Raw genomic sequence first — 22,896 nt, forward strand, 5'->3', positions numbered from 1 at the left:
ATCTTGCGGAACCGTTATCCGCGCAAGGGACCATTCCGAAAGGACCGCCATGACCATGACGCACCAGATCGACTGGGACGATACCGTCCTGCCGTTCCAGCTTGACCGCTCGGCCATCCGGGGCCGGGTGGCGCGGCTGGATGGGGTGCTCGATCACATCCTGTCGCGGCATGACTACCCGCCGCAGGTTGCCGCGCTGGTGGCCGAGATTGCGCTGCTGACCGCGCTGATCGGCCCGACCATCAAGCTGCGCTGGAAGCTGAGCCTGCAAGTCCGTGGCACCGGTGCCATCCGCACCATCGCCGCCGACTATTACGCCCCCGCAGCCGAGGGTCAGCCAGCGCGCATCCGCGCCTGGGCCAGCTTTGACGCCGAACGGCTGACCGATCACGACGCCCCGTTTGACCAGATCGGCGAGGGTTATTTCGCCATTCTGATCGACCAGGGCACTGGCAACCTGCCTTATCAGGGCATCACCCCGCTGGCGGGCGGGTCGCTGTCGGCCTGTGCGCAGACCTATTTCGCCCAGTCCGAGCAATTGCCCACGCGGTTCAGCCTCAGCTATGGCCAGTCGCGGCTGGCGGGCGGGGCGCAGGGCTGGCGTGCGGGCGGGGTCATGCTGCAAACCCTGCCTGCGATGGCACCGGCGGGCGAGGCCGCACGCGACGATATCGTGGCCTCGGCCGATATCCTGCAAGGCGCCGAATCCGAAGACTGGACCCGCGCCAACACCCTGCTGGACACGGTCGAGGAGATCGAGCTGATCGGCCCAACAGTTTCGCCCTCGCGGCTGCTGCTGCGTCTGTTCCACGAGGAACAGCCCCGCGTGTTCGACCCGCAGGCGGTCAGCTTTGGCTGCTCCTGCTCGGCCGAGCGGGTGCGCAACACGCTGTCGATCTATTCCGCAAAGGATATCGGCCACATGACCACCGCCGAAGGCACCGTTACCGCCGATTGCCAGTTCTGCGGCGCGCATTATGTCTTTGACCCGCGATCACTGGGGTTCGAGGCCACCATCACCCCCGATGGCACCCCCATCAACCAGCCGGAGGACGCGTGAGCGCCCTGCGCGACCGCCTGACCGGGGCGCTGGCCGCGGCGGGGGCGGACAGTTCGGATTTCGACCTGAACCCCGACGTCACCCCGCCTGCCGCACGGCTGCGCCCGGCAGGGGTGTTGGCCGCGTTTCACGCCGATGACGGGCGGCTGATCCTGACCAAGCGGTCCAGCGCCCTGCGCCACCATCCCGGCCAGATCGCCCTGCCCGGCGGCAAGGTGGATCCCGGCGATGCCGATGCCACCGCCGCCGCCCTGCGCGAGGCGCAGGAAGAGGTCGGTCTGCCCCGCGACAGGGTCGAGGTTCTGGGCTGTCTGCCGCCGCACCGCACCGTAACCGGCTTTGCCATGACCCCGGTGATTGCCCTGATCCATGGCCCCTTCACCCCCATTCCCGAGGCTGGCGAGGTCGACGAGGTCTTTACCCTGCCCTTCGCCCATGTCACCGACCCCCACCGCTATCGGATCGAGCGGCGGCGCTGGGGCGGCGACTGGCGGGCCTATCGGGTGGCGCCGATGGGGCCGTATTACCTGTGGGGTGCCACCGCGCGGGTGCTGTTCGGGCTGGCCGAAAGGCTGGCGCATGACTGACCGCCCGGCCTTTCTGTCCAGCGCCGGGTTCACCCGGCTGGCCGGGGCTTTTGCACAGCGGGGCTGGAGGCTGTGGGCGGTGGGCGGCTGTGTGCGCGATTCACTGCTGGGGCGGCGTGTGGGCGATATCGACCTGTGCAGCGACGCCCTGCCCCAACAGGTGATGCAGGCGCTTGGCAAGGACGGGTTTCAGGTCATCCCCACCGGCATCGACCATGGCACCGTCACCGTGATGGCCGACGGCACCGGATTCGAGGTCACCACCCTGCGCCGCGATCTGGCCACCGATGGCCGCCACGCCACGGTCGGCTTTACCACCGACCTGGCCGAGGACGCGGCCCGGCGCGATTTTACCATGAACGCGCTGTATATGACGCCGGACGGTCAGGTCATCGACCCGCTGGGGGGGATGACCGATCTGCGCGCGCAGCGGGTGCGCTTTGTCGGCGCCCCCGATCAGCGCATCACCGAGGATTACTTGCGCATCCTGCGGTTTTTCCGCTTTCACGCATGGTATGGCCGGCCCGGTCAGGCCGATGCGGCGGCGCTGGCGGCCTGCGCGCGCCATCGCGATGGCATTGCCACCCTCTCGCGCGAGCGGGTGGGCGCCGAGATGCGCAAGCTGCTGGCCGCCCCCGACCCGTCCGGGGCGGTCGCGCTGATGCAGGGCGCGGGCCTGTTGGCCGCCATCCTGCCCGGCGCCGACGCGCCTGCGCTGGCGGCGCTGATCGCGACGGAAGCGGCCATTGACGATCGCGGCGACTGGCCGCGACGGCTGGCGGCGCTGCTGCCCGATGCCCCGGCGCCGGTGACTGGTCTGCGCCTGTCGCGTGCCGAGGCCCGGCATCTGAACCAGTTGACGCGCGCACGGCAAGGTGGCTGGTCGCTGGACCGCATCGGATATGCCCTGCCCGCCCCGGTCGCGCGCGACGCGGCCATTCTGTGCGGGCTGGCGGCGGGGCCGGGCTGGCGCGAAGCTCTGGTGCGGGCCGGTCAGTCGACCTTGCCCATCGCCGCCCGTGACCTGCCCGACCTGAATGGCCCGGCCTTGGGGGCCGCCCTGCGCGCCGCCGAAGACGCGTGGGTAATGTCTGGCTTTACCCTGACCCCGGCCGATCTGTGCGCCACCGCCCGCCAAACCGTCAGCGAGGCGCGGGGATGAGCCTGCTGCACGCCCGCTTTTCCCGCATGATCGACGCCTTTGCCCCGGCAAACGGCCCGCCCCCGCGCAGCCTGATGCGCTTTATGGCCTGGGGGTTGCGGGGCGCGTGGGGCGGGCTGGGGGTGGCGGCGGCGACCTCGGCGCTTGGGGGCGCGGCGGATGTGGCCTCGGCGGTGCTGCTGGGGGCGGCGGTGGACGCAATCACCCAGACCACGCCGGACCGGCTGATACAGGATGCCGGCTGGGTCATGGCGGCGTTCGTGCTGTTCTTTCTGCTGCTGCGCCCGGCGATCTTTGCCCTGTCCACGGCCAGTTCCAATGTGATCATCGGGCCGAATGTGCTGCCACTGGTGCTGTCGCGGCTGCATCGCTGGACGATGGGGCATTCGGTTACCTTTTTCGACAATGATTTCGCCGGGCGCATCGCCCAGAAACAGATGCAGACCGCCCGCGCGGTGACCGATGTGGCCTCGGAAGTGGTGAACGTGGTCACCTTCGCGCTGGCCTCGGTGCTTGGCGCGGCGGGGTTCATGCTGTCGGTCAATGGCTGGGGCGCGCTGGCGCTGGTGGTCTGGCTGGCGGCCTATCTGGCGCTGATCCGGGCGTTTCTGCCACGGGTGCGGCAACGTTCGCGGCGGCGGGCCTCGGCTCGGGCGGCGGTGACCGGGCATGTCGTGGATACGATCACCAATATCAAGACGGTCAAGCTGTTCGGCCATGCCGATCACGAGGACCGGTCCGCGCTGACCGCCATGGCCGGGTTTCGCGATGCCGCGCTGGAATTCGGCGTCGTCTCGACCCGGTTCCGGCTGTCGCTGACCATGGTGGCGGGGGTCTTGCCGATCATTCTGGTCGGCAGCACCATCCTGCTGTGGCGTCAGGGTCAGGCCACCGCCGGCGACATTGCCGCCGCAGGGGCCATTGCCATGCGGCTGGCGCAGATGACGGGCTGGGTTTCAATGGCGCTGATGGGCCTGTGGGGCAGCATTGGCGAGGTCGAGGACGGCATGACCACGCTGGCCCCGCCCCATGACCTGACCGACGCCCCCGATGCGAAGGCCCTGCCACCCGCGCGCGGGGCGCTGGAATTTGACCATGTGGGCTTTCGCTATGGCGGCGATGGCGGCGGGCTGCACGATATTGGCCTGACCGTCGCTGCGGGTGAAAAGCTGGGGATCGTCGGGGCCTCGGGGGCGGGGAAATCGACGCTGGTGGCGCTGTTGCTGCGGCTTTACGATGTCGGGACCGGCGCCATCCGCATCGACGGGCATGACATCCGGGGCGTGACGCAGGAAAGCCTGCGCCGCCAGATCGCGATGGTCACGCAGGAAACCGCGATGTTCAACCGATCGGCGCGCGACAATATCCGCTATGGCCGCCCCGATGCCAGCGACGAACAGGTCTTTGCCGCCGCCCGCGCCGCCGAGGCGCATGACTTTATCCTTGGCCTGCGCGACCATGCCGGGCGCTGCGGATATGACGCGCATCTGGGTGAACGCGGGGTCAGGCTGTCGGGCGGTCAGCGCCAGCGCATCGCACTGGCCCGCGCCTTTCTGAAAGACGCCCCGATTCTGGTGCTGGACGAGGCCACCAGCGCCCTCGACAGCGAGGTCGAGGCCGCCATCAGCGCCGCGCTTGGCCGGGTCATGGCGGGCAAGACCGTGCTGGCCATCGCGCACCGGCTGTCGACCATCGCGGCGCTGGACCGCATCGTGGTGCTGGATCAGGGGCGCATTGCCGAACAGGGCACACATGAGGAATTGCTGGCCCGCAACGGGCTGTATGCACGATACTGGAACCGTCAGTCCGGCGGATTCCTGGGAACGGAAGACGATGACGCAAGCGACCCCGCCAGCCCCCCCGCAACAAACCCCGCAACAGACCGCTGACGCCGCGCCCCTGCTGCGCATCGACCGCCTTGGCCGGCGCGGCGATGGTGTGGCGCTGACGCCGCAGGGCGCGCGGGTGCTGGTGCCGCTGACCCTGCCCGGAGAGGAGGTCACCGGCCACATCACCGACGGTCGGATGCCCGCGCCGCGTATCGTGACGCCATCGCCGCAGCGCATCCGCGCCGCCTGCCCGCATTACCGCAGTTGCGGGGGGTGTCAGCTGATGCATGGCACGGATGATTTCGTTGCCGGCTGGAAAGCGGGCGTGGTCGACACCGCGCTGGCGGCGCAAGGGGTGCGGATCGCGGATCAGGCGGCGCGGGTGGCGGCGGTGCATGGCTCGCCGCCGCGCAGCCGTCGCCGGGCGGTGCTGTCGCTGAAGCGCACGAAAAAAGGCGCGCTGGCGGGGTTTCACGCCCGTGCCTCGGGGGTGATCGTCGATCTGGCCGATTGTCTGGTCCTGCACCCCCGGATCACCGCCGCACTGCCGGCGCTGCGGCGGATGGCGGTGATGGGCGGCTCGCGTCAGGGGGAAATGTCGGTGACCATCAACCACGGCCCCGCCGGGCTGGACCTTGCGGTCAGCGGTGGCAAGCCGGGCACGCCCGACCTGTTGGCGGCGCTGGCCGATCTGGCGCGCGAACAGGATTGGGCGCGGCTGTTCTGGGGTGACACGCCCCTGACCCGTCGCCCGCCGGTGCAGGTCTTTGGCGCCGCGCAGGTGGTGCCGCCGCCCGGCGCCTTTCTGCAAGCCACCCCGCAGGGCGAGGCCGCGTTGCTGGACGGGGTGCGCCGCGCCATTGGCAATGCCACGCGGGTCGTGGACCTGTTCGCGGGCTGTGGCACCTTTACCCTGCCGCTGGCCGCGCAGGCCACGGTGCACGCGGTCGAGGGGCTGGCCGCCCCGCTGGCGGCGCTGGATGCGGGCTGGCGTCAGGCCAGCGGCCTGCACCGCGTCACCACCGAAACCCGCGATCTGGCCCGCCGCCCGCTTTTGCCTGACGAGCTGGCGCGGTTTGACGCCATCGTGATCGACCCGCCCCGCACCGGGGCCGAGGCGCAGGCCCGCCAGATCGCGGCTTCGGACCTGCGGCGGCTGGCCTGGGTGTCCTGCGACCCGGTCAGTTTCGCGCGCGATTCCAGGATCTTGCTTGATGGCGGCTGGCAGATGGACTGGGTCGAGGCCGTCGATCAGTTCCGCTGGTCGGCGCATATCGAAACCGTCGCCGCCTTTCGCCGTCCCTAGCGACAAAGCCGTCTTTGTGGTAACGCAGAAAAAAACAACAATTCCTGAAACGAGGCAGAGATGATTCGGGCAGTGCGCGCCGTAATGGCGATGATGCTGGTGGTGGGCGTAACGGCCTGCGGCGACAGCAAGTTCAAGACATATGACGGCCCGCCGATCACCCAGGTGCAGGTCGATAAAAGCAAGCGCCGGATGTATATGATCAGCGGCGACAAGGTGGTTAAGAAATACAAGGTCAGCCTGGGCAACCAGCCACAGGGCCACAAACAGTTCGAGGGCGATGGCCGCACCCCGGAAGGGGTTTATTTCATCGACCGCACCAACCCCAACAGCCGCTATCACCTGTCGGTCGGGATCTCGTATCCCAATGCGCAGGACGTGGCCCGTGCCGCCGCGGTGGGCCGCAATGCCGGCAGCGATATTTTCATCCATGGTCGCGGCCCCGAAGGCAACAGCCTGATCCAGCGCCGCAAGGACTGGACCGCTGGCTGCATTGCCGTCAGCGATGACGAGATCGAGGATATTTACGCCATGCTGCGACCCGGCACGCCGGTGGTCATCAACCCTTAAGGTCTTGCACCGCAAACCCGACACCGCCCCGCGTCCGCCCGCCGGTCGCGGGGTTTCGTTTGCCGGCAGTCATGAAAAAGCCCCGCGCGGGGCGGGGCTGTTGTGATACATCAGGCGGGGGCGCCACCGCGCAGGGGCGTCACCCGCCTTCGGGACGCGCCGGTCACGACCCGGTCAGCAGCGTCCACCAGATCTTGCCCGACGGTTCCTGATACCAGCCCATGCCAAGGTTCACTGCTGTCGGGTCCATGATGACATCGCGGGTGTCGCGGGTCTGCATCCAGGCATTCAGGGTCTGGATTTCGTTTTCATAGGTTTCGCTGATATTTTCCCCGACCAGCTGGCCGAAATAGCCATTGCGCGCCGCCCGGTCCAGCGGCGACGACCCGTCCGAGCCGAAATGCCATGCCCGGTTCTGTGCCGACATATCGCGCGAATGCGCCGTTGACGCCGCGGCCAGTTGCGGGTTCAGCGCCATCGGCACCAGCGCCTGCGCCGCGCGCAACTGGTTGATCTGGGCCAGCACACGGCCCGGAATCTCGGCCTCGTCGCGCGGGGTGATCTTGTAGGCCACGGGCAGCGGCTGCCCATCCGGGCCAAGCTGCACCGGGGGCCGGGTCTGACAGGCCGACAGCGCGACCAGTGCGACCAGCAGGATTGCCTTGAACTTCATTCTTTATCCCTCGTCAGGCGTTTGTCGCAGCCATATCCAAGTCCGGGGCGCGGATCAAAGCCAAGAATGCGTGAACGTGGCACGGGCGCATCACTTTGCGACATGACGGCAACGCCCCGTTACAATGACATCAGTTTGATTTGCGATTCGTGCGCACCGCGCGTAACGCAGAAATCGGATTTCGAGCATATGTGGCGTGAACGGCCCCGCAAGACGGCCCCACGCAAGGAGACAGCGATGACCACCCCCAAAGCGCCCGCGCTGCATCGCCGGGCATTCCTGACCTCGGCCGCCGCGCTTGGCACGGCGGGCTTGGCCCTGCCCGCGATGGCGCAGCAATACGACCCCTATACCGGCCAGCCGCTGCAAGGCACCGCCGGCGGCGCCACCCCGGATGCGGGCATGGTGCAATATGACCAGACGCAGGACCAGCGGCGCAATATCTCCAGCTTTCGGCGTCAGGACTGGCGGCCTTATTTCGACAACCTGACCAATGGCGCGATTCTGGTCGACCTGACCTCGCGCGCGCTGTCCTTCTGGTCCGAAGACGAATCGGTGTTCCGCCTTTACCCGACCTCGATCCCCGTGTCCGAGGATCTGACCCGCCGTGGCAGGACCGAGGTGATCAAAAAGGTCGAAGGCCCCAGCTGGTCCCCCACCCCCGAGATGAAAAAACGCAACCCCGACTGGCCCGATTTCGTCGGCCCCGGCCCGGATAACCCGCTTGGCACCCACGCCCTGTGGCTGTCATGGCAATATTACCGCATCCACGGCACCCATGACACGCGCAAGATCGGGCGCAAATCCTCGAATGGCTGCATCGGTCTGTATAATGAACATATCAAGGAACTGTTCGGCCTGACCGTGATCGGCACGCAGGTTCTGGTCATCTGACCAGCCCGTGCGGAACCAAAGCAAAGGGGGCCATCGCGGCCCCCTTTTTCTGTCTCAGTCGATCCAGCCCGACAGGTTATCCGCGACCAGATCGGCCAGCATGGCGATATGCCCCGCATCGTCATTCAGGCAGGGAATATAGATGAAATCGGTCCCCCCGGCATGTTCAAAGGCTTCGCGGATCTCGCCGTTGATTTCCTCAAGAGTTTCGATGCAATCGGCGGAAAAGGCGGGCGAAATCACCGCAATATCGGTCATGCCGCGCTGCGCCAGATCGGCCACATGCTGAACCGTATAGGGGCGCAGCCATTCCTCGCGGCCAAAGACCGACTGGAAGGTGGTGTCGATGGCGTCCTCGGGCCAACCCAGCGCCTCGCGCAGCAGCCGCGTGGTTTTCTGGCACTGACAGTGATAGGGATCGCCCTGCATCAGATAGCGTTTGGGCATCCCGTGATAGCTGGCAACCAGCTTTTGCGGACGCCGGTCGCCAAGCGTGCGCCGCACCGAATCGGCCAGCGCGGCGATATAATCGGGCCGGTCGAAATAGGGCATCACCGTGCGCACCGCCGGCTGCCATGTCTGCGTCATCAGCGCCCGGAACAGCTGGTCATTCGCCGTGGCCGAGGTCGCCCCCGCATATTGCGGATACAGCGGCAGAAACACGATGCGGTCGCAACCGGCCCTGACCATCCGGTCCAGTACCGCCTCGGTCGAGGGGTTGCCATAGCGCATACAGAAATCGACCATCACCCGGTCGCCCCAGCGCTGCTGCGCAACCTGCGCCAGCGCTGCGGTTTGCTGTTTGGTGATGGTCATCAGCGGGCTTTCGCCGGCCTCGTGGTTCCAGATCATCTTGTAATTCGCCCCCGAGGTGAAGGGGCGCCTGGTCAGGATGATCCCTTGCAGGATCGGCTGCCACTTCCATCGCGGCAGGTCGATGACGCGCCTGTCCGACAGGAATTCGGACAGATAGCGGCGCATCGACCAGTAATCGTAATTGTCGGGCGTGCCCAGATTGGCGATCAGCACCCCGACCTTGCGCGGGGCGATGGTGGGGTGTCCGGGGGGCAAATGGCTGTTATGGCTCATGTTTTTCCTGCATCTGGCGCAAGGCCTCGGCCAGCGGCATCTTGGCCGTTCCGGGGCGCAGCGGCTTTTGTTGGTTTTCAGCGGGGGCCCATCCGGTCAGAAAGATCAGGTCGAAACCGGTGCGGATGCGGCGGGGGTCGTCAGGGTCGGCGGCATCGTGCGCCATGATCTGCGCGGCGCGCGCCATGACCGAAGGGCGGGTGAAATGGCGCAGCCGCGCCGACAGCGCATTGCCCTGCCCCATCGCGCGCAATTCCCGCCCCAGATGAAACAGGTCGCGAAAGCTGACCTGCTGGCTGATCTGGTCAGCCACCGGCAAGGCCAGCCCGGCGCGGTTCAGCAGCCCGCCCCAGTCGCGGATCTCGGCCATGGGCAGCAGGCGCGGCGCCAGCCCGCCGGTCAGCCCGGCCTCGGCCCGGCGCAGCGCATCCCGCAGCGCCGACAGCGTCTCGCCGCCCAGCGCGATGCCGATGAACAACCCATCGGGGCGCAGGGCACGGGCCGACTGGATCATCTGGCCGACCGGGTCGTTGTTTTCGTGCAAGGCAAGGGCGTGGATGACCAGATCAAGGCTTTGCGGCGCCAGATCCAGCACCTCGTCATCGCGCAATTGACGGGATCTGGGAAAAAAACCGGACCAGATTTCTGGAAAACCGCTGATAATGGCGGTGTCCGTAAACCTTCGGTTAATCTCTGCCAGTCTAAACTGAACCTCATCGAAAGCGATTCGGTGCAGGAAATCGACCGGGCCAAGGCGCATGGCCCGCGCCCGGTTCCGCAGGACCGCGTCGCGGTCTATCAATGGTGTGTTCACGGGGGCAGGGGCTGTCATGGGCTCGATTCCTATACCGATCCACGGGCTGATGAAAGCCGCCTTACAGATTGTCTATCCGGCACAATGTCCGTGCTGCGGCACCGTGGTCGCCACGGAAAACGCGCTGTGTGCGCAGTGCTGGCCACGAACCCCTTTTATCAGGCGCTGTGCCTGCGGGTATTGCGGTGTGCCCTTGCCCGATGACGGCGCGGGGGGCGTCGTGGGGGGTGACAGTGCCGATCTGCGCTGCGACGACTGTCTTGCCGCCCCGCCGCCATGGGATGCGGCTGTGGCGGCCATGGTCTATGACGATGCGGCCCGCCGGATGGTGCTGGCGCTGAAACATGGCGACCGCCCCGACCTTGCGCCCGTGCTGGGGGGCTGGCTGGCTGACCGGCTGGGGGGGCTGCCAGCGGACAGTGTCATCGTGCCGATCCCGTTGCATCCATGGCGGCTGCTGAAACGCAAATACAATCAGGCCGAACTGGTGGCACAGATCATCAGCACACGGCTGGGGCTGGATCATCGGCCACTGGCGCTGGTCAGGCGCCGTCCGACCGCGCCACAGGGCCATGCCAACAGCGCACAGCGGCATGACAACCTCAGGGATGCGTTTCTGGTCCCGCCCCGCAGCGCAGGCCAGATCGCGGGGCGGCAGGTGGTGCTTGTCGATGACGTGATGGCATCGGGGGCGACCATGGCGGCGGCCACTGCCGCGCTGCGCCGGGCGGGGGTGGCCCGGGTCACGGTCGCGGTGCTGGCACGCGCGGTCAAAGACGGTTAGACCGGCACAAACATTCAGGAAGCCGTGATGCCGAAGATCGAGATTTATACCACCCCCACCTGCCCGTTCTGTATCCGCGCCAAGGCGCTGCTGCGCGCAAGAAATGCCCCCTTTACCGAAATCGACGTGGCCCGCGACCCCGACTTGCGCTCTGCCATGACCCAGCGCGCCGGGGGTCGGCGCACGGTGCCGCAGATCTTTATCGGCGGGCGGCATATCGGCGGCTGCGACGACCTGATGGCGCTGGACAGGGCGGGCAAGCTGACGCCGCTGCTGGCCGGTTGATGGCCGGCACAGGGTCATTGCGCGCCGCGCTGGTCCAGTTGTCGGTTTCGGACGATGCCGCCGACAACCTGCCCCGCACACAGGCGATGGTCGCACAGGCAGCGGATGCCGGCGCGACACTGGTTCTGACGCCCGAGGCGACGAACCTGTTATCGCCCGATGCCCGCGTGATGGACCGCACACTGGTCCCCGAGGCACGCGACCCGACCCTTGCTGCGCTGCGCGAACATGCGGCACGACTGGGGGTATGGCTCTCGCTCGGGTCGCTTTTGCTGCGCGCCGATGACCCCGGCCCCGGCGCGCCCTTTGTCAATCGCGGCTTCCTGATCGCCCCTGATGGCGCCATCGCCGCGCGTTATGACAAGATCCACATGTTCGACGTGGACCTGCCGGGCGGCGCGCCAATCCGCGAATCGGCGCGCTATCGTCCCGGCGACCGGGCAGTGCTGGCCGATGGTCCGGCCCCCGTCGGTTTAAGCATCTGTTACGATCTGCGCTTTCCGCATCTGTATCGCAACCTTGCGCAGGCCGGCGCCGCCCTTTTGGTGGTGCCTGCCGCGTTTCACCCCGATACCGGGCGGGCGCATTGGCATGTGCTGCTGCGTGCCCGCGCGATTGAAACCGGCTGCTTTGTTCTGGCTGCCGCGCAAACCGGCAGCCATGCCCAAAAAGAAGGCAGCAAACACCCCTCGCGCCGCAGCTTTGGGCATTCACTGGCCGTCGACCCGTGGGGCAACTTGCTGGCCGATGCCGGGGACGCGCCCGGTGTCACGGTGGTGGATCTTGACCTTGCAGCCGTGAATAAGGCACGGTCGCATATCCCGTCCTTGTCCCAGACCCGCGATTTCACAACGGCTTAGCCATGACCACGCCGTCCCGCCCCGCCCCTGATCAGGCCCCTGATGCCCTGGCCGCCAGCCTGTTCTCGGAGCTGCTGATCGCCGAGCAGCTGGCCCGTGGCCTGTTGCAAAAAGCGCTGCCCAAGGGGATGCAGATTTCGCATTTTTCGGTGCTGAACCTGCTGGCCCATGTCGGTGACGAACGCAGCCCTGCCGAGCTGGCCGGCGCTTTTCACGTCACCCGCGGCGCCATGAGCAACACGCTGGCAAGGCTGGAATGGGCCGGTTATGTCCATATCCGCCCCGATTGGGACGATGCGCGCCGCAAGAATGTCTCGATCAGTCCGGCGGGCCGCAATGCGCGCGACGCGGCGCTGGCGGCCCTGACCCCGCTGATGACCGAAATCGTGCGTGATATCGGGACCGAACGCGTCCGCACCGCCCTGCCGGTGCTGCGCGAACTGCGCCTTCGGCTGGATCTGACGGAATAAGTTCAAGCGGCGGTGCCATTTTTCGGCGTGTGTCAACCTGATCTTAACACTTCCCTGCCAGTCTGAACCCCGGACCCGAATCGTCCCCGCCTGCCGGATGCGCCCGGCCGATATTGCGGGACCGGGCTTTGGGGTTCGGAAAGGAAGGTGCAGATGACATCAGCGGGCCATCAGACCAAGGCCGCCACATTCACGATGCGTCGGGGCGGATCGACGTCATGACATAGTTGACGGACAGGTCACGATCCGAAAGGGACCAGCCCCAGCTGATGGGGTTGAACACCATCCCTTTGCGATCCACCGGGCGCAGCCCGGCGGCGCTGTACAGGTGATACAGCTCGTCAGGGGTGATGAAACGCGACCATTCATGCGTGCCCTTGGGCAGCCAGCGCATAACCCATTCCGCGCCCACGATGGCCGCGGCAAAACTGCGGGCGGTGCGGTTCAGGGTCGAACAGATCATGACCCCACCCGGTCGCAGCAGGTCGTGGCAGGTCTGCACGAAAGCCTGCGGCTCGGCGACATGCTCGATCACCTCAAGGCACAGCACGACGTCAAAGCTCATCCCGGCCTCGGCCAGGGCTTCGGCGGTGGTGGCGCGATAGTCGATGCTGAGGCCGGATTGCTCGGCATGGATACGGGCCACGGCGATGTTGCGCGCTGCGGCATCGGCACCGGTAACCTCGGCGCCAAGCCGGGCCATGGGTTCGGACAAAAGGCCGCCGCCGCAGCCGATGTCAAGGATGCGCAGCCCGGCGAACGGTTTTGGCGCGGTCAGGTCGCGCCCGGTTTCGGCGGCGATCTGGCGGGTGACATAATCCAGCCGGATGGGGTTCATCATGTGCAGCGGCTTGAACTTGCCGCGCGGGTCCCACCATTCGGCGGCCATGGCCTCGAACTTGGCGATCTCGGCCGGGTCGATGCTGGAGGTCTGGGTCTGGTCCATGGGATGTCCTTGCGGTCTGTGCATATGGTCGGCGGGCCGTGCGGCATGGCCTGATGATCGGATGATGCCGCTTGCGGCGCAATGGTGGATGCCCAACAGGGTGCGGGCAAAAAAGCAACGGGTCGGGGCCACGCCGCAGCGGGCCGTGGGTCGGGCGGGCAATCCGGGCGCCGGCTGCGGGCGGCTGGCGGGCGGGTCTGGACAGGTCTATATAACAGGCATGAACAAGGATGCAGGTCAAATCGCGCAGGGCGACACGCGGCTTCATGACGCGACCGCCCCTTTCGACCGGCGGCGGCTGGCGGTGGGCGACGGCCATGTGCTGATGGTCGAGCAATCCGGCAACCCGCAGGGCCAGCCGGTGATCGTTCTGCATGGCGGCCCCGGTGGCGGGTGCAGCCCGCTGATGCGGCGCTTTTTCGACCCGGAGCGCTGGCGCATCGTGATGTTCGATCAGCGCGGCTGCGGCCAGTCGACGCCGCTGGCCGATGTGACCGCCAACACCACCGCGCATCTGGTTGATGACATTGCGCAGATCTGCGCGGCGCTGGACCTGCCGCCTGCGGTTTTGTTCGGTGGCAGCTGGGGGGCGACGCTGGCGCTGGCTTTCGCGCAGGCCCACCCGGAACGGGCCGCAGGTCTGGTGCTGCGCGGGGTGTTTCTGGCGCGGCAGGCCGAGCTGGACTGGTTTTATGGCGGGGCAGCGGGCCAGTTCTTTCCCGATCTGTGGCGTGCATTTCTGGCGCCGCTGTCGGCGCCCGAGCGTGCCGCCCCCATCGCCGCCTATCACCGGCGGCTGTTTTGCGGCGATACGCGGGCCGAGGCCGAGGCCGCGCAAAGCTGGGTGCAGTGGGAAAACGCGCTGGCCTCGGTTCAGTGGCGCGGGCAGGTGGCGGTGCCGCCCGGTTACGCGCGCGCCTTTGCGCGGCTGGAATGTCATTATTTCCACAACCGCTGTTTTCTGGATGAGGGGCAGTTGCTGCGCGATCTGCCGCGCATCACCCATCTGCCGGCGGTGATCGTTCAAGGCCGTTGCGACATGGTCTGTCCGCCGCAATCGGCCTGGGATCTGGCGCAGGGCTGGCCCGGTGCCAGTCTGCGCATGGTGCCGGGCGCCGGACATGCGATGACCGAACCCGGCATCGCAGAGGAACTGGTGCGGGCGATGCGGTATTTTCCTGACCAATCGCAGCGCACGGATGGTCTGGCCCCTGATGGGATGACCCGTGACCGGATGAAAGGATAACCCATGCTGTTCGTGATTTTGCTGACCGCTTGCGGGGCCGCCGCCGCCACCGGGGCGATTTTCAAGCCCGGCGTGTGGTATGAGGGGCTGAAAAAACCCGCCTTCACGCCGCCGAAATGGGTATTCCCCGTGGCCTGGACCACGATTTATATCCTGCTGGCATGGGCCGGGGCACGCCTGGCGACATTGCCCGATGCCGGGTTGGCGCTGGCGCTGTGGGCATTGCAGATCGCGTTGAATACGCTGTGGACGCCGGTGTTTTTCGGCGCCCGGCAACTTGGCGCCGGGATGGCGGTTCTGGCGCTGCTGTGGGTGACGGTTGCGGCGCTGGTGGTGGTCGCGTTCGGGCGGGACAGCGTCGCGGGCTGGATGCTGTTGCCCTATCTGCTGTGGCTGTGCATCGCGGCGGCGCTGAACTGGCGGGTCTGGCGCGACAACCCGCAGGCGCGTCAGCCGGGCTGAGCGCCCTTGCATTGCGCGCGATTTCGGCCTATATCTTGCGCAACAGCGGCGCTGCGGGGTCCACACCCAAAGCCCACCGGATGAAAAAGAACGGGCCGCGCAGGCCCGTTTTTTCATGTCCGCCCCGCGCGGCGCCAACCGAAAGGAATCGCATGTCGCTTGATCTGATCGCCAAGACCGCCATCGACCGGCGCCTTGCCGAGATCATCCTGCCGGTGATCGAGGATATGGGCTATGAGCTGGTCCGCGTCCGCCTTCAGGGGGGCAGGACCTCGCTTTTGCAGATCATGGCCGACCGCCCCGAAGGCGGCATCAATGTCGATGACTGCGCCGAGATTTCGACCATGGTCAGCGCCACGCTGGATGTCGAGGACCCGATCGAAGAGGCCTATACGCTGGAGGTTTCCAGCCCCGGCATCGACCGCCCGCTGACCCGGCTGAAGGATTTCGCCACCTTCGAAGGATACGAGGCGCGGCTGGAAACCACCCAGCCCATCGACGGGCGCAAGCGCTTCAAGGGCGTTCTGGCCGGGGTCGAGGGCGACGAGGTGCTGCTGAATATTCAGGAAGGCGGCGAGACCCAGACCATCGGCCTGCATTTCGACTGGCTGGCCGATGCCAAGCTGGTGCTGACCGACGATCTGATCGCTGAAATGCTGAAACAGAAAAAAGAGGCCGGCATCGTGCCAGATATGGACGAATCGGCCTTTGACGAAATCATAACCGAATCGGGCGACGCCCCCGACGAGAAGGAGTGAGTGGATGGCCATTACCTCTGCCAACCAGCTTGAACTGTTGCAGACCGCCGAGGCTGTCGCGCGCGAGAAGATGATCGACCCCGGTCTGGTGATCGAGGCGATGGAGGACAGCCTCGCCCGGGCCGCCAAGTCGCGTTACGGCGCCGAAATGGACATTCGCGTCAAGATTGACCGCAAGACAGGCAACGCCACCTTTACCCGCCTGCGCACCGTCGTCCCCGATGAAGAGGTCGAGAATTATCAGGCCGAATTCACCGCCAAAGACGCCCTGCCCTATTTCGAGCCGGTCGCGGATGGCACCAAGCAGTGGCTGCGCGAGGGCGAGGTCGTGCAGGATTTCGCCGGCGGCCCGCAGGTCGGTGACGTGTTTCAGGAAAAAGTCCCGGCTGTCGAACTGGGCCGCATCGCCGCGCAATCGGCCAAGCAGGTGATTCTGCAAAAGGTCCGCGAAGCCGAGCGTGACCGCCAGTTCGAGGAATTCAAGGACCGCAAGGGCAGCATCATCAACGGTGTCGTCAAGCGCGAGGAATACGGCAATATCATCGTCGATGTCGGGGTTGGCGAGGCCATCCTGCGCCGCAACGAAAAGATCGGGCGCGAAAGCTATCGCCCGAACGACCGCATCCGCGCCTATGTCAAGGATGTGCGCCGCGAAACCCGTGGCCCGCAGATCTTCTTGTCGCGCACCGACCCGCAATTCATGGCCGAACTGTTCAAGATGGAAGTGCCGGAAATCTATGACGGCATTATCGAGATCAAGGCCGTGGCCCGCGACCCCGGTTCGCGCGCCAAGATCGGCGTGATCAGCTATGACAACAGCATCGACCCGGTCGGCGCCTGTGTCGGGATGCGCGGCAGCCGCGTGCAGGCCGTCGTGGGCGAATTGCAGGGCGAGAAAATCGACATCATCCCGTGGTCGGAAGATCAGGCCACCTTCCTGGTGAATGCCCTGCAACCGGCCGAGGTCAGCAAGGTCGTCTTTGACGAAGACGCCCCCCGGATCGAGGTGGTCGTCCCCGAGGAACAGCTGTCGCTGGCCATCGGTCGTCGCGGCCAGAACGTGCGTCTGGCCAGCCAGCTGACCGGTCTGGATATCGACATCCTGACCGAGGAAGAGGAATCCAAGCGCCGTCAGGCCGAATTCAACGCCCGCACCCAACTGTTCATGGACAAGCTGGATCTGGACGAATTCTTTGCCCAACTGCTGGTGGCCGAGGGCTTTACCAACCTTGACGAGGTTGCCTATGTCGAGGTGGACGAGCTGTTGTCCATCGACGGTGTGGACGAGGACACGGCCAATGAATTGCAGGCCCGCGCCCGCGACGTGCTGGAGGCCGCGAACAAGGCCGCGCTGGACAATGCGCGCGCGCTGGGGGTCGAGGACAGCCTGATCGGCTTTGACGGGCTGACCCCGCAAATGGTCGAGGCGCTGGCAAAGGACGGCGTCAAGACGCTGGAAGATTTCGCCACCTGTGCCGACTGGGAACTGGCCGGCGGCTGGACCACCGCCGAGGGCAAGCGCGTCAAGGATGACGGCATTCTGGAACCGTTTGGCGTATCGCTTGAGGATGCGCAGGACATGGTGATGACCGCCCGCGTCATGCTGGGCTGGGTCGATCCGACCGAACTGGAAGGCGATGACGACACCGAAACCGGGGCCGAAGACGACTCCAACCCCGAGGAGGCCGGGGTGTAACGCCCCGGATCGCCCTTGAGTCGCGGGGGTCGCGTCAAGGACCGCGAGGTCGCCGAACGCCGCTGTCTGGTGACAGGCGAGGTTCAGCCCAAACACGGGCTGATCCGCTTTGTCGCCGGACCGGACGGCATGATTGTGCCCGATCTGGCGGAAAAGCTGCCCGGTCGCGGCGTCTGGGTGACGGCTGACCGCGCCGCCATCGACAAGGCCGCCGCCAAGGGCCTGTTTGCGCGCGGCGCCAAGGCCCCGGTCAAGGCGCCCGAGGGCCTGTCCGATCTGGTCGAGGCCGGTCTGGCCCGGCGCGTGGTCGAACTGGTGTCGCTGGCACGCAAGGCGGGCTATGCCGTGGCGGGTTTCGAAAAGGTCAAGGACTGGCTGGCGCAGGGACGCGCCAGGGTGCTGTTGCAGGCCTCGGACGGGTCCGAGCGCGGCAAGGGCAAATTATGGACGCCGCAGGGGGGCCGCTGGTTCGGCTGCCTGACCGCTGCGGAAATGGGTTTGGCTTTCGGACGCGATCATGCCATACACGGCGCGCTTGCGCCAAGTGGCCTGACCGACAAACTGATCAGGGACGCCGACAGACTGACGGGTCTGCGCGGGCATGACGGCGCGAAAGCCGCCGGAAAGGATTGAAGACGCAGATGAGCGATAGTGACGGAAAAAAACCCCTGGGTCTTGGTGGCAACCGTTCCGGTCAGGTAAAGCAAAGCTTTAGCCACGGCCGGACGAAAAGTGTGGTTGTCGAAACCAAGCGCAAGCGCGTGGTCAAACCGGGCAGCAAACCTGCCGCCGGGACCGCTGCCACACCCGGCGCCGCCGCCGTGGCCAAGGCCGTGGGCGACAAATCGCGCCGCCCCGCCGGGATCTCGGACGCCGAGATGGAGCGCCGGCTGAAGGCGCTGGCCGCCGCCAAGGCCCGCGAGGCCGAGGAAGCCGCCGCACGCGAAGCCGAGGAAAAGGCCCGCGAGGAAGAGCGCGAACGCCGCCGCGCCGAGGCCGAGGCCAAGGAACGCGAGGACCGCGAACGCGAAGAGGCCCTGCGCGCCAAGGAAGAAGAAGAGGCCCGCAAACAGCGCGAGGCCGAACTGCGCGCCAAAAAGAAAGAAGAAATCCGCAAGCCCGCCGCCGCGCCCGGCGCCGCCACCCCGGCGGACCGTGCCGCCGCCGAGGCCGCGGCTGCGCGCGCCGAAACCAAGGGCGTGTCGGCCTCGGGCCCGCGCAAGTCGGATCGCGACCGCGACGCCCGCCCCGCCGATGACCGCGATTCGCGCGGCAAGGCCGGGGGGCGCGATGCCGGTCGCCGCAGTGGCAAGCTGTCGGTGAACCAGTCCTTCGACGGTGAAGGCGGTCGCCAGCGCAGCCTTGCCGCGATGAAGCGCAAGCAGGAACGCGCCAAGCAAAAAGCCACCGGCGCCGGTCACAAGGCCGAAAAGCAGGCCCGCGACGTGCAGCTGCCGGAAACCATCGTGGTCAGCGAACTGGCCAACCGCATGGCCGAACGCGCGGCTGATGTGGTCAAGGCGCTGATGAAAATGGGCATGATGGTGTCGATGAACCAATCCATCGACGCCGACACTGCCGAGCTGGTGATTGACGAATTCGGCCATAACGCCGTGCGCGTCAGCGATTCCGACGTGGAACAGGTCATCGACACGGTCGAGGACAAGCCCGAGGATCTGAAATCGCGCCCGCCGATCATCACCATCATGGGCCATGTGGACCACGGCAAGACCAGCCTTCTGGACGCCATTCGCCACGCCAATGTGGTGTCCGGCGAGGCCGGGGGCATCACCCAGCATATCGGTGCCTATCAGGTGAAAACGGAATCGGGGGCGGTGCTGACCTTCCTCGACACGCCGGGCCACGCGGCCTTTACCTCGATGCGGGCGCGTGGGGCGAATGTGACCGATATCGTGGTGCTGGTGGTGGCGGCGGATGACGCCGTGATGCCGCAGACCATCGAGGCGATCAACCACGCCAAGGCCGCCAAGGTGCCGATGATCGTCGCCATCAACAAATGTGACAAGCCCGATGCGAACCCGCAAAAGGTGCGCACCGACCTGTTGCAGCACGAAATCGTGGTCGAGGCCATGTCCGGCGAGGTTCAGGACGTCGAGGTTTCGGCCAAGACCGGCAAGGGCCTTGACGCCCTGCTTGAGGCCATCGCCCTGCAAGCCGAAATTCTGGAACTGAAAGCCAACCCCGAACGCGCCGCGCAAGGTGCGGTGATCGAGGCCAAGCTGGATGTGGGCCGCGGCCCCGTCGCCACGGTTCTGGTCCAGCACGGCACGCTGAAACGCGGCGATATCTTTGTCGTGGGCGAACAGTGGGGCAAGGTCCGGGCGCTGATCAACGACAAGGGCGACCGCGTCGAAGAGGCCGGTCCCTCGGTCCCGGTCGAGGTTCTGGGCCTGAACGGCACCCCCGAGGCCGGCGATGTGCTGAACGTCGTCGACACCGAGGCCCATGCCCGCGAGATCGCGGATTACCGCGAACAGGCCGCCAAGGACAAACGCGCCGCAGCCGGTGCCGCCGTCACGCTGGACCAGATGCTGGCCAAGGCCAAGGCTGACCAGAATGTCGCGGAACTGCCGGTGGTGGTGAAGGCCGACGTGCAGGGCAGTGCCGAGGCCATCGTTCAGGCGCTGGAAAAGATCGGCAATGACGAGGTGCGCGTCCGCGTGCTGCATTACGGCGTCGGCGCGATCACCGAATCGGATATCGGTCTGGCCGAGGCCAGTCAGGCGCCGGTCATCGGCTTTAACGTCCGGGCCAACGCCCCGGCGCGCAACAGCGCCAACCAGAAAGGGGTCGAGATCCGCTATTACTCGATCATCTACGATCTGGTGGATGACATCAAAGCGGCGGCCTCGGGCCTGCTGTCGGCTGAGGTGCGCGAGCATTTCATCGGCTATGCCTCGATCAAAGAGGTGTTCAAGGTCACCGGCGTCGGCAAGGTCGCGGGCTGTATCGTCACCGAAGGCGTTGCCCGCCGCAGCGCCGGCGTGCGCCTGCTGCGCGACGATGTGGTGATCCACGAAGGCACGCTGAAGACGCTGAAACGCTTCAAAGACGAGGTCAAAGAGGTCCAGTCCGGTCAGGAATGCGGCATGGCCTTTGAAAATTACGACGATATCCGCCCCGGCGATGTCATCGAAATTTTCGAGCGCGAGGAAGTTCAGCGCAAGCTGTAACCCGCGGACCGTTGCAAGATACGGGAAAGGGCGCCTTCGGGCGCCTTTTTCATATCGCACCATTGTTGCGGGTGGGCGGGCGCTGACGCGGCATCGGCCCTGCGGGTGGCCACAAAAAAGCGGCACCCAAGGCACCGCTTTTGTCGTTCATGCTGTGGCGTCAGCCGCCTGGCGAACCGGTCTGTCCGGGTCAGGCAGGGCTGGGTCAGGCCGGGCGGGGCACCGGTTTGCCGGTAAAGGTCTGCTGGCCAACGCGGACGGTCATCAGGCCGTTGGCCGCCAGACGCTCGACCACGCCCTGGATCGAGATACTGCCGATGGTGATGGTTCGAATCATGATCCTTCCTCCCTAATCATGACTTCCACATTGATTAACGCATAGGCGGTTCAACAAGACAACCTGTTGTTGAAATACCAGCCCGGCTTTTCAAAGCAGATCGCGCAACACCGGGATCAGCGGCAGATCGGCGGGCGGCATGGGATAGTTGCGCAGCTCGGACACCCGCGCCCATGCCAGTGTCTGCCCCTCGCGCGGGTGCGGGGTGCCACCCCAGCGGCGGCAGGCATAAAGCGGCATCAGCAGGTGGAAATCGTCATAGCTGTGGCTGGCAAAGGACAGCGGCGCCAGACAGGATTGCCAGGTGTCGATGCCCAGTTCCTCGTGCAGTTCGCGGATCAGGGCGGCCTCGGGGGTTTCGCCCGGCTCGATTTTGCCGCCAGGAAATTCCCACAGACCGGCCATGGATTTGCCGGGCGGGCGCTGCGCCAGCAGCACGCGCCCGTCGATGTCGATCAGCGCCACGGCGGCAACCAGAACGGTTTTCATCACCCTGCCCTTACGACCGGTAATCGGCGTTGATGTCGATATAGCCGTGGGTCAGATCGCAGGTCCATACGGTGCGGGCGAATTTCCCCAGCCCCAGATCGACGCCGATGACCAGATGGTCGCCCTTCATATAGGCGCTGGCGGCGGCCTCGTCATAATCGGGGGACCGCCAGCCCTGTTCGGCCAGCACCATGTCGCCAAAACGGATGGTCAGCAGGTCACGGTCGGCTTTCGCGCCGGATTTGCCCACCGCCGCAACGACGCGGCCCCAATTGGCGTCCTCGCCGGCGATGGCGGTCTTGACCAGCGGCGAATTGGCAATCGCCATCGCCACCCGGTGCGCATCCCCGCCCGAGGCCGCGCCGGTGACCTGCACCTCGACGAATTTTGTCGCGCCTTCGCCATCGCGCACCACCTGCTGCGCCAGATCCAGCATCACCCCATGCAGGGCGGCGACGAAATCGCGCCCCGGTTTCGACCGCATGTCGCGGATCGGCCTGGCAGCCGAGGTGCCCGTGGCCGCCAGAATCAGCGCGTCCGAGGTCGAGGTGTCGCTGTCCACGGTGATGGCGTTGAACGTGTCGTCCAGCTGGCGCGACAGCATCCGCTGCAACAGGCCGGGCGGAATGGTGGCATCGGTGAAGATATAGACCAGCATCGTCGCCATATCGGGCGCGATCATCCCTGATCCTTTGGCGATCCCGGCAATGCGGATCGGGCCGCCCTCGCCCTGCACCTCGGCGCTGGCGCCTTTGGGGAAGGTGTCGGTGGTCATGATCGCCCGCGCCGCATCCGCGATACCGGCGGCGTTCAGCGCGGTCACCATATCGGGCAGCGCCGCGGTGATGCGGTCATCGGGCAGCGGTTCCCCGATCACCCCGGTGGACGAGGTGAAGACCCGCCCCGCCGGCACGTTCAGCGCGGCAGCGGCGGCGGCGCAGATGGCATCGACCGATTGCTGACCGCGCGCGCCGGTAAAGGCATTGGCATTGCCCGAATTCACCACGATGGCCGCGCCCTGATTGGTGTTTTGCTGGCCTTTCAGCTTGTCCTGACAGTCCAGAACACAGGCCGCGCGGGTGGATGACCGGGTAAACGCCCCCGCCACCGCCGTGCCCGGTGCCAGATGCGCCAGCATCACATCGGTGCGATTTTTGTATTTCACCCCCACCCCGGCACTGGCGAAGCGCACGCCGTCAATAACCGGCAGGTCGGGAAAGCCCGCCGGCGCCAGCGGCGAGACCGCGCTGTCCGATTTGGCCGCAGGGGCGGCGGCGATGGCGGCGCTGGCCTCGGCTTCGGCGGCCTCGGCGCGTTTGGCGATTTTCCTGATCTTCTTTTCCAGCTTTTTCAGCTTTTCGATCTTCTTGCCGGATTTGGCCATC

The 22,896-nt window shown here is 66.3% G+C and carries 24 protein-coding genes; 17 read left to right on the forward strand and 7 right to left on the reverse strand.

Annotated elements, in window-relative coordinates; genetic code table 11:
* Positions 1 to 49: 49 nt before the first annotated feature.
* From hslO to ACFXP9_RS05415, 6 genes are read left to right on the forward strand one after another with little or no spacing between them, the layout of a single operon-like run.
* On the forward strand, positions 50 to 1,060 hold the full coding sequence (gene hslO, locus ACFXP9_RS05390; RefSeq protein ID WP_397206503.1) for an Hsp33 family molecular chaperone HslO: 1,011 nt from the start codon (positions 50 to 52) through the stop codon (positions 1,058 to 1,060).
* Entirely contained in the window at positions 1,057 to 1,647 is a 591-nt protein-coding gene (locus ACFXP9_RS05395; protein ID WP_397206505.1) for an NUDIX hydrolase, read from the forward strand. The genes hslO and ACFXP9_RS05395 overlap by 4 nt, the downstream gene beginning before the upstream one ends.
* A complete protein-coding gene (locus ACFXP9_RS05400; protein ID WP_397206507.1) occupies positions 1,640 to 2,809 on the forward strand; it encodes a CCA tRNA nucleotidyltransferase in 1,170 nt (389 codons plus the stop codon). The genes ACFXP9_RS05395 and ACFXP9_RS05400 overlap by 8 nt, the downstream gene beginning before the upstream one ends.
* Positions 2,806 to 4,698: an ABC transporter ATP-binding protein gene (locus ACFXP9_RS05405; protein WP_397206509.1), complete on the forward strand. Its 1,893-nt coding sequence runs from the start codon at positions 2,806 to 2,808 to the stop codon at positions 4,696 to 4,698. The genes ACFXP9_RS05400 and ACFXP9_RS05405 overlap by 4 nt, the downstream gene beginning before the upstream one ends.
* Positions 4,643 to 5,944 (forward strand): class I SAM-dependent RNA methyltransferase, encoded by a 1,302-nt coding sequence (locus ACFXP9_RS05410; protein ID WP_397206511.1) that lies wholly within the window; start codon positions 4,643 to 4,645, stop codon positions 5,942 to 5,944. Before ACFXP9_RS05405 ends, ACFXP9_RS05410 begins: the two co-directional genes overlap by 56 nt.
* A 60-nt stretch (positions 5,945 to 6,004) precedes the next feature.
* The gene (locus tag ACFXP9_RS05415; RefSeq protein WP_397206513.1) at positions 6,005 to 6,514 is read left to right on the forward strand and encodes a L,D-transpeptidase family protein; all 510 of its coding nucleotides are present in this window, start codon (positions 6,005 to 6,007) and stop codon (positions 6,512 to 6,514) included.
* A 163-nt stretch (positions 6,515 to 6,677) separates the two neighbouring features.
* Here ACFXP9_RS05415 and dalA read toward each other — a convergent pair whose 3' ends face one another.
* The gene (gene dalA, locus ACFXP9_RS05420; protein WP_397206515.1) at positions 6,678 to 7,187 is read right to left on the reverse strand and encodes a divisome-associated lipoprotein DalA; all 510 of its coding nucleotides are present in this window, start codon (positions 7,185 to 7,187) and stop codon (positions 6,678 to 6,680) included.
* Between the two features lie 237 nt (positions 7,188 to 7,424).
* Here dalA and ACFXP9_RS05425 point away from each other — a divergent pair, with 237 nt between their 5' ends.
* Positions 7,425 to 8,081, forward strand: a complete 657-nt coding sequence (locus ACFXP9_RS05425) for a L,D-transpeptidase (protein WP_397206517.1) — start codon at positions 7,425 to 7,427, stop codon at positions 8,079 to 8,081.
* Between the two features lie 54 nt (positions 8,082 to 8,135).
* Here the strand turns inward: ACFXP9_RS05425 and hemH are convergent, their stop codons facing one another.
* The gene (gene hemH / locus ACFXP9_RS05430; RefSeq protein ID WP_397206519.1) at positions 8,136 to 9,170 is read right to left on the reverse strand and encodes a ferrochelatase; all 1,035 of its coding nucleotides are present in this window, start codon (positions 9,168 to 9,170) and stop codon (positions 8,136 to 8,138) included.
* A complete protein-coding gene (locus ACFXP9_RS05435; protein WP_397206521.1) occupies positions 9,160 to 10,002 on the reverse strand; it encodes a class I SAM-dependent methyltransferase in 843 nt (280 codons plus the stop codon). The genes hemH and ACFXP9_RS05435 overlap by 11 nt, the downstream gene beginning before the upstream one ends.
* A 31-nt stretch (positions 10,003 to 10,033) precedes the next feature.
* Between ACFXP9_RS05435 and ACFXP9_RS05440 the strand changes: the two genes are divergently transcribed.
* From ACFXP9_RS05440 to ACFXP9_RS05455, 4 genes are read left to right on the forward strand one after another with little or no spacing between them, the layout of a single operon-like run.
* Positions 10,034 to 10,768: a double zinc ribbon domain-containing protein gene (locus ACFXP9_RS05440; protein ID WP_397206657.1), complete on the forward strand. Its 735-nt coding sequence runs from the start codon at positions 10,034 to 10,036 to the stop codon at positions 10,766 to 10,768.
* 27 nt (positions 10,769 to 10,795) lie between these two features.
* Positions 10,796 to 11,053 carry a glutaredoxin 3 gene (grxC, locus tag ACFXP9_RS05445; protein ID WP_397206523.1) on the forward strand — a complete coding sequence of 86 codons (258 nt, stop codon included), beginning with the start codon at positions 10,796 to 10,798 and terminating at the stop codon, positions 11,051 to 11,053.
* Positions 11,054 to 11,070: 17 nt separating this feature from the next.
* Positions 11,071 to 11,913, forward strand: coding sequence for a carbon-nitrogen hydrolase family protein (locus ACFXP9_RS05450; RefSeq protein ID WP_397206659.1), 843 nt, complete (start codon positions 11,071 to 11,073; stop codon positions 11,911 to 11,913).
* A gap of 2 nt (positions 11,914 to 11,915) precedes the next feature.
* A complete protein-coding gene (locus ACFXP9_RS05455; protein ID WP_397206525.1) occupies positions 11,916 to 12,383 on the forward strand; it encodes a MarR family winged helix-turn-helix transcriptional regulator in 468 nt (155 codons plus the stop codon).
* A 190-nt stretch (positions 12,384 to 12,573) separates the two neighbouring features.
* Here ACFXP9_RS05455 and ubiG read toward each other — a convergent pair whose 3' ends face one another.
* Entirely contained in the window at positions 12,574 to 13,329 is a 756-nt protein-coding gene (gene ubiG / locus ACFXP9_RS05460; RefSeq protein ID WP_397206527.1) for a bifunctional 2-polyprenyl-6-hydroxyphenol methylase/3-demethylubiquinol 3-O-methyltransferase UbiG, read from the reverse strand.
* Between the two features lie 220 nt (positions 13,330 to 13,549).
* Here ubiG and pip point away from each other — a divergent pair, with 220 nt between their 5' ends.
* The 6 genes from pip to infB all read left to right on the forward strand — a co-directional run bounded on the left by pip (position 13,550) and on the right by infB (position 20,685).
* The gene (gene pip / locus ACFXP9_RS05465) at positions 13,550 to 14,575 is read left to right on the forward strand and encodes a prolyl aminopeptidase (RefSeq protein ID WP_397206529.1); all 1,026 of its coding nucleotides are present in this window, start codon (positions 13,550 to 13,552) and stop codon (positions 14,573 to 14,575) included.
* 3 nt (positions 14,576 to 14,578) lie between these two features.
* Positions 14,579 to 15,037 (forward strand): tryptophan-rich sensory protein TspO, encoded by a 459-nt coding sequence (gene tspO, locus ACFXP9_RS05470; RefSeq protein ID WP_397206531.1) that lies wholly within the window; start codon positions 14,579 to 14,581, stop codon positions 15,035 to 15,037.
* Between the two features lie 152 nt (positions 15,038 to 15,189).
* Positions 15,190 to 15,795, forward strand: a complete 606-nt coding sequence (gene rimP, locus ACFXP9_RS05475; RefSeq protein WP_397206533.1) for a ribosome maturation factor RimP — start codon at positions 15,190 to 15,192, stop codon at positions 15,793 to 15,795.
* Between the two features lie 4 nt (positions 15,796 to 15,799).
* Positions 15,800 to 17,491 carry a transcription termination factor NusA gene (gene nusA / locus ACFXP9_RS05480; RefSeq protein WP_397206535.1) on the forward strand — a complete coding sequence of 564 codons (1,692 nt, stop codon included), beginning with the start codon at positions 15,800 to 15,802 and terminating at the stop codon, positions 17,489 to 17,491.
* Positions 17,492 to 17,506: 15 nt separating this feature from the next.
* Positions 17,507 to 18,124, forward strand: coding sequence for an RNA-binding protein (locus tag ACFXP9_RS05485; RefSeq protein WP_397206537.1), 618 nt, complete (start codon positions 17,507 to 17,509; stop codon positions 18,122 to 18,124).
* An 8-nt stretch (positions 18,125 to 18,132) separates the two neighbouring features.
* Positions 18,133 to 20,685, forward strand: a complete 2,553-nt coding sequence (gene infB, locus ACFXP9_RS05490) for a translation initiation factor IF-2 (protein WP_397206539.1) — start codon at positions 18,133 to 18,135, stop codon at positions 20,683 to 20,685.
* A gap of 205 nt (positions 20,686 to 20,890) precedes the next feature.
* Here the strand turns inward: infB and ACFXP9_RS05495 are convergent, their stop codons facing one another.
* The 3 genes from ACFXP9_RS05495 to argJ form a co-directional block, all read right to left on the reverse strand.
* Positions 20,891 to 21,022, reverse strand: a complete 132-nt coding sequence (locus ACFXP9_RS05495; RefSeq protein ID WP_397206541.1) for a hypothetical protein — start codon at positions 21,020 to 21,022, stop codon at positions 20,891 to 20,893.
* 90 nt (positions 21,023 to 21,112) lie between these two features.
* Positions 21,113 to 21,511 carry an 8-oxo-dGTP diphosphatase MutT gene (gene mutT, locus ACFXP9_RS05500; RefSeq protein WP_397206543.1) on the reverse strand — a complete coding sequence of 133 codons (399 nt, stop codon included), beginning with the start codon at positions 21,509 to 21,511 and terminating at the stop codon, positions 21,113 to 21,115.
* 10 nt (positions 21,512 to 21,521) lie between these two features.
* Positions 21,522 to 22,895 (reverse strand): bifunctional glutamate N-acetyltransferase/amino-acid acetyltransferase ArgJ, encoded by a 1,374-nt coding sequence (argJ, locus tag ACFXP9_RS05505; protein WP_397206545.1) that lies wholly within the window; start codon positions 22,893 to 22,895, stop codon positions 21,522 to 21,524.
* Between the last annotated feature and the right edge of the window lies 1 nt (position 22,896).

This window comes from Paracoccus jiaweipingae (genome assembly GCF_044335505.1).
In the GTDB taxonomy this organism is placed as follows: Bacteria; Pseudomonadota; Alphaproteobacteria; order Rhodobacterales; family Rhodobacteraceae; genus Paracoccus.

Bases quoted from the DNA above. Each gene is read 5' to 3' on its own strand.
- hslO (WP_397206503.1), top strand. From the start codon at position 50: ATGACCATGACGCACCAGATCGACTGGGACGATACCGTCCTGCCGTTC.
- ACFXP9_RS05400 (WP_397206507.1), top strand. From the start codon at position 1,640: ATGACTGACCGCCCGGCCTTTCTGTCCAGCGCCGGGTTCACCCGGCTG.
- ACFXP9_RS05405 (WP_397206509.1), top strand. From the start codon at position 2,806: ATGAGCCTGCTGCACGCCCGCTTTTCCCGCATGATCGACGCCTTTGCC.
- ACFXP9_RS05410 (WP_397206511.1), top strand. From the start codon at position 4,643: ATGACGCAAGCGACCCCGCCAGCCCCCCCGCAACAAACCCCGCAACAG.
- ACFXP9_RS05415 (WP_397206513.1), top strand. From the start codon at position 6,005: ATGATTCGGGCAGTGCGCGCCGTAATGGCGATGATGCTGGTGGTGGGC.
- dalA (WP_397206515.1), bottom strand. From the start codon at position 7,187: ATGAAGTTCAAGGCAATCCTGCTGGTCGCACTGGTCGCGCTGTCGGCC.
- ACFXP9_RS05425 (WP_397206517.1), top strand. From the start codon at position 7,425: ATGACCACCCCCAAAGCGCCCGCGCTGCATCGCCGGGCATTCCTGACC.
- hemH (WP_397206519.1), bottom strand. From the start codon at position 9,170: ATGAGCCATAACAGCCATTTGCCCCCCGGACACCCCACCATCGCCCCG.
- ACFXP9_RS05435 (WP_397206521.1), bottom strand. From the start codon at position 10,002: ATGACAGCCCCTGCCCCCGTGAACACACCATTGATAGACCGCGACGCG.
- ACFXP9_RS05440 (WP_397206657.1), top strand. From the start codon at position 10,034: ATGAAAGCCGCCTTACAGATTGTCTATCCGGCACAATGTCCGTGCTGC.
- grxC (WP_397206523.1), top strand. From the start codon at position 10,796: ATGCCGAAGATCGAGATTTATACCACCCCCACCTGCCCGTTCTGTATC.
- ACFXP9_RS05455 (WP_397206525.1), top strand. From the start codon at position 11,916: ATGACCACGCCGTCCCGCCCCGCCCCTGATCAGGCCCCTGATGCCCTG.
- ubiG (WP_397206527.1), bottom strand. From the start codon at position 13,329: ATGGACCAGACCCAGACCTCCAGCATCGACCCGGCCGAGATCGCCAAG.
- pip (WP_397206529.1), top strand. From the start codon at position 13,550: ATGAACAAGGATGCAGGTCAAATCGCGCAGGGCGACACGCGGCTTCAT.
- tspO (WP_397206531.1), top strand. From the start codon at position 14,579: ATGCTGTTCGTGATTTTGCTGACCGCTTGCGGGGCCGCCGCCGCCACC.
- rimP (WP_397206533.1), top strand. From the start codon at position 15,190: ATGTCGCTTGATCTGATCGCCAAGACCGCCATCGACCGGCGCCTTGCC.
- nusA (WP_397206535.1), top strand. From the start codon at position 15,800: ATGGCCATTACCTCTGCCAACCAGCTTGAACTGTTGCAGACCGCCGAG.
- infB (WP_397206539.1), top strand. From the start codon at position 18,133: ATGAGCGATAGTGACGGAAAAAAACCCCTGGGTCTTGGTGGCAACCGT.
- ACFXP9_RS05495 (WP_397206541.1), bottom strand. From the start codon at position 21,022: ATGATTCGAACCATCACCATCGGCAGTATCTCGATCCAGGGCGTGGTC.
- mutT (WP_397206543.1), bottom strand. From the start codon at position 21,511: ATGAAAACCGTTCTGGTTGCCGCCGTGGCGCTGATCGACATCGACGGG.
- argJ (WP_397206545.1), bottom strand. From the start codon at position 22,895: ATGGCCAAATCCGGCAAGAAGATCGAAAAGCTGAAAAAGCTGGAAAAG.